Source organism: Pseudotabrizicola sp. (genome assembly GCF_030684215.1).
In the GTDB taxonomy this organism is placed as follows: Bacteria; Pseudomonadota; Alphaproteobacteria; order Rhodobacterales; family Rhodobacteraceae; genus Pseudotabrizicola.
In genome coordinates this window covers 1-3,402 of sequence record NZ_JAUXOV010000059.1, presented here as the reverse complement: position 1 = coordinate 3,402, position 3,402 = coordinate 1, and the positions used below count along the sequence as shown (strand labels likewise).

Sequence of the window (3,402 nt, the reverse complement as noted above, 5' to 3'; positions counted from 1 at the left end):
TTCATGCCCTTTTCGCAGTGCTCGGCGACGGTTTTGCCGAGGCCGTTGAAGCAGGTGATGCGGTGCCATTCGGTGTCCATCACGCGGTAGCCGTTCTCGTCGCGCTGGACCCGACCTTCGGACAGGCGCGGGCGCGAGGTGGCCAGGGTGAAGTTGGTGATCTTGGTGCCGCTTTGCGTGGTGCGGACTTCCGGGTTCTGACCGATGTTGCCGGCGAGGATGACGATATTCTGCATGGTTAGCTCCTGTATCTGGCTGAAGGGACCATCCCTTCGACAAGACCCGAATGAAGCCTGTTGGCTGAGGCTTGCACGGTGGCACCTCAGCCACCGGAAACCCCCGAGGGGCAGGGGTGGTGCGGGCAGGACGCGGCACGCGGACAACACGGCCCGGCCTTGAGCGGGGTTGCGAGCCAGAGGCCGAACAGGCTTAGGGGATTGCCAGTCGAAGGGAGGTGCCCAAGCCGGGATTGCGGGAAGCGACAGTGCAGAACGATGACACCCGTCCCCCGGCATGGTTAGACCCAGGGAAAAAGAACCCGGAAAGGGAGAGGAGCCGGATCAACGCCATCCGAGCTGAATGCGCCGCTTATCCGATGGGCGAAGGTGAGACCTGCGCGAGAGTCAGGCCGCCAGGATGGGCAGACCGAAGCACCGGCCTGCGGAAAACGATGAGGCCGAGTCGCTTGCTGCGATCTGGGGGGCAAGAAGGTGGTGGTCACCGATCGCTCTGACACCACAGAACGACGTCCCGAGTGCGTCCGCAGGGGCTGCAACGAATGTGGGGGAAGGTTGACGCCTTTGCCCAGCTGGATATGCAGGGATGCACCTTGACCAGTACATCGAACCATAGGAGCGGATCGAAATGCTTCGCGACGACATGAAAGTGCCCATAGTCGGCGTGAGGTGACGGGTCGCGGCAAAGTCGATTGGTCGGCGTGGCCGTTGGTCAAACTAAGGAAGATGATCTCTATCGCTCGTGCCATAGCCATGTCGTGAGTTATCGAGCCCTGTTCTATCGCTCATGGCCCGGAACGCAAAGGGCCTCGCCTACCCAAGGTGAGCGACAGGTTGGTAGTAATCGAGGCGATTTCAGATCGGCTTGGGAGGCGTTGAACCTCAGGATTCCGACCGTCAGCGAACGTAACCTTTCCGTTCCTTGGCCCGCGCAAGTTTCATCAGGGCGTTCACGGCTTTACCCTCGTCGGCGTGGGTTTCGACCAGCATCTGGCCACGCGATCCGATCCGCCCCCACTCCCTCACCAGACTGGACTTGCCGAAAAGGTCGCTTTCAATCACCATCAGATAATAGCGCCGCATGTTGCGCGCGGGGTCAAGTCGCCGCAAATGCAGCAAGCGGGGAAAGACTTCGAACTGGTCAGGTGATTTGGACATTGCTACCGGACGCTTGGGTGCCCTGAATCTAGCAGGTGGGGGGCATCCTCGGAAGCATGGAAAACCTTAGCGCGTACAAAGCTTCGCATCATCAAGCGTGCTGGCATAGAGCAGACAGGTTTCCATGTCGGCGAGGCTGGTTTCCAATCGGTCGCTGTCGGCCTTCAGCGCGCGGGCCGCTGTAATCATTTCATCAAAATCTGTGGCCAACTCTTTGTGCTTCTTGAGCAGGTCATTGTATTCATCGACCAAAGTGTTGTTTTCACTCAGCAGCTTGTCCTACGCCTCGGCACATTCGGTCACGTTCGATTTGCAGGTGAAGCCTTCATAATTGCATTGGTATTTGTCGAAACAGGCCGCGTTCTGGTCTACGCACATGCCGCTGCTGGAACAGACCGTATCGCCAAATCCAAGGCATGCTCCCCGGTCACCGTAGGAACAGCTGAACCCCTGCTGTGCGCTCACGCTGGTCGGGATCAGAAAAAGGGCGATCAACAGCCTTAGGATCTTCATGCCATCACATCCAGCTTCGGCAGGCCGCGCACTATTTCCATGGTTCGCAGGCTGACGGTGATGACGCGCTGGAACAGTTCCAGCGGGTAGGCGGGGTTGTTCATCGTCTCGATGGCATAGCGGTTGGCGTCGTTTTCGATGCCGCTGTCCTTGTCGGTCTTGACCACCTGGCGTTCCATCACCCATTCCAGCGCGGGCTTGCCGTTCACGACGTAGTCGTAGGCCTCCAGCGGGATATCCTGCATGGTGATGTTGGCGTTGTAGATGACAATGGTCTTGTCCTTTTCCTTGCCCGCCTTGCCGAAGGCCCATTTGGTGACGCGGTAGAAGGCCTCGGGGTTCTTGATGTCGGCCAGGCGCAGGTCGCCTTGCTTGATCGTGACCGGGTAGGGTTCGACCGTTTCATAGTTTACATGCAAATCGCCGAGTTCGCGGCCCGCGCGGCTGAAGGCCCAGAAGTCGGCGGCGGTTTTTACGCGGGGGATGCGGGGCAGTTCCTTGGACAGGTTGTCGGCGTATTTCGCGCGGTAATCTTCGGAATGCAGCAGGCCGTAGACGTAATAGAACAGGTCTTCCTTGGTGATCGTTTCGCCGGGATAGGCGTCTTGGAAGTGTTTCAGGCCAGCGTCAGTGATGCCGTCACGGCGCTGAGGGCCAAAAGTTTGGTCTGCAAAAAGGCCGCCAGTGCCTTCGTCTTGGTGATCGTAGAGATGGAGCGGAAAGCACTGAGTTCCGCCTTTGGCCGCAGTCACGAACAAGTCCAAAAACGTATTTGCCATTAGCGCCGAGAAGGGGGTTATGTTGCCCGAATTTGGAACGCTGATGATCTTGTTCTCGATACCAGAGATTGGGAAGATCGAAAAATTCTTTCCCATTCGATGAATTAGGCCCTTGTTCAGGTAGACATGCCGTTTTTCAAACGGCCTATACAAACCCGTTCTAATATCAGAACTTTCAAACGCCAACTGCGTGCCCCTTTCGAGGGACGCAAACAAGCTGCTTGTCCAACTGATGGCTTCCGGCGTGTATCGGACTAAGTCCTTTGCACTGCTACCATCCGTGCGAATTCTCTCAAAATGAGCTACCTGCTCGTTATAGAAATCCACAGTCTTTTGGATGTTCCTGGAAAGATCTATCTCAGAGAAATTGGTGCACCATGCATCGCGCCCCGTCTCGATCCCACGTGAGTACACTTCGAACAGCGGACTAACTGCGCCATTCTTTTCCCCCATCGAAATATGGGCATCAAAGCTGACATCGCGTTGGTTGATCCAATCATTTTGGTCATCAGGCGCCACATGAGACCATGAATTCGCATTTGTGATCCCCGCTATTGATCCAAAATCTTTGATAATGTCAACGGCAGAGTAAAAGTGAGCCAAAGGGCAGCGCAAAATGTTGCCACTTTGGGGTTAGGGAGATTGTCGCGTGAGGGAGCGCGAGCATCCGGGCGACCGCGCTTGTCATTGAGCTGGCGGTTGCCCGGATGCTTTGG

Annotated in this window: 5 protein-coding genes; all 5 read right to left on the bottom strand. The window is 56.8% G+C overall.

Features of this window, described 5'->3' with window-relative positions; genetic code table 11:
- Positions 1 to 236, bottom strand: a 236-nt coding sequence (locus Q8K08_RS11935; protein WP_305250211.1) for a single-stranded DNA-binding protein, incomplete at its 3' end; no start/stop codon positions are given.
- Positions 237 to 1,133: 897 nt separating this feature from the next.
- Positions 1,134 to 1,394, bottom strand: a complete 261-nt coding sequence (locus Q8K08_RS11930) for a WGR domain-containing protein (protein ID WP_305250210.1) — start codon at positions 1,392 to 1,394, stop codon at positions 1,134 to 1,136.
- Between the two features lie 66 nt (positions 1,395 to 1,460).
- Positions 1,461 to 1,646: a hypothetical protein gene (locus Q8K08_RS11925; RefSeq protein ID WP_305250209.1), complete on the bottom strand. Its 186-nt coding sequence runs from the start codon at positions 1,644 to 1,646 to the stop codon at positions 1,461 to 1,463.
- Positions 1,647 to 1,673: 27 nt separating this feature from the next.
- On the bottom strand, positions 1,674 to 1,907 hold the full coding sequence (locus Q8K08_RS11920; RefSeq protein WP_305250208.1) for a hypothetical protein: 234 nt from the start codon (positions 1,905 to 1,907) through the stop codon (positions 1,674 to 1,676).
- Positions 1,904 to 3,205 (bottom strand): type ISP restriction/modification enzyme, encoded by a 1,302-nt coding sequence (locus Q8K08_RS11915; protein WP_305250207.1) that lies wholly within the window; start codon positions 3,203 to 3,205, stop codon positions 1,904 to 1,906. Before Q8K08_RS11915 ends, Q8K08_RS11920 begins: the two co-directional genes overlap by 4 nt.
- Positions 3,206 to 3,402: the final 197 nt, after the last annotated feature.

Bases quoted from the DNA above. Each gene is read 5' to 3' on its own strand.
- Q8K08_RS11930 (WP_305250210.1), bottom strand. From the start codon at position 1,394: ATGTCCAAATCACCTGACCAGTTCGAAGTCTTTCCCCGCTTGCTGCAT.
- Q8K08_RS11920 (WP_305250208.1), bottom strand. From the start codon at position 1,907: ATGAAGATCCTAAGGCTGTTGATCGCCCTTTTTCTGATCCCGACCAGC.